A 926-nucleotide genomic window follows, 5' to 3' on the forward strand; every position below is an offset into this window, starting at 1 on the left:
CGTCGCACTGAACGACGAACTCGCCAGAGTAAGACGCGCGTTGTATCTCGATCTTGGCGTACCGTTTCCGGGAATTCACTTGCGTTTTAACGACGGGATGAAAAACGGCGAATACTTGATTCAGTTGCAAGAAGTGCCCGTTGCACGTGGTCGTATTGAGAAAGACAAATTGCTGGTCACAGAAGGAAGCGACCAGATTGAGTTGCTTGGTGTGCCGTTTGAGCAAGATGACGACTTCCTCCCAGGAGTCTCGAGTCTTTGGGTCGCACAAAGCTATCAAGAGAAGTTGACTGCGAGCCATGTCGGCTTCCTTACACCAGACCGCATTTTGACGTTCCATCTATCACACGTATTGAAAGAGTACGCGCAAGACTTCATTGGGATTCAAGAAACTCGCTACCTACTTGAGCAAATGGAAGGCAGTTATTCTGAACTGGTGAAAGAGGCGCAGCGCATCGTCCCGCTACAAAAAATGACGGAGATTTTGCAGCGTTTGGTGTCTGAGGACATTTCGATTCGTAACCTTCGCGTCATTTTGGAGGCCATGGTCGAGTGGGGACAAAAGGAAAAAGATGTCGTCCAGTTGACGGAATACATTCGTTCAAGCTTAAAGCGTTACATCTGTTACAAGTACGCGAGCGGTCAGAACATGCTGCCGGCGTACCTTCTCGATCAGAGCCTCGAAGACACGATTCGCAGCGGTATTCGACAAACCTCGGCGGGCAGCTACTTAGCGCTTGATCCTTCGGTTACGCAGCAATTTGTTAGCGACGTAAAACAGACTGTAGGCGATTTAAGCCGTATGCCGAACAAGCCTGTTCTGGTGGTTTCTATGGATGTGCGTCGTTATGTTCGAAAGCTGATTGAATCCGAATATTACGATTTGCCCGTTCTATCGTTTCAAGAACTCACTCAGCAGATCAACA

1 pseudogene is annotated in these 926 nt (G+C 48.7%); it reads left to right on the forward strand.

Annotated elements, in window-relative coordinates:
* Positions 1–926: pseudogene (vcrD, locus tag R7O13_RS25015) on the forward strand (SctV family type III secretion system export apparatus subunit VcrD); the annotation flags it as partial.

This window comes from Vibrio sp. Y176 (genome assembly GCF_033438945.1).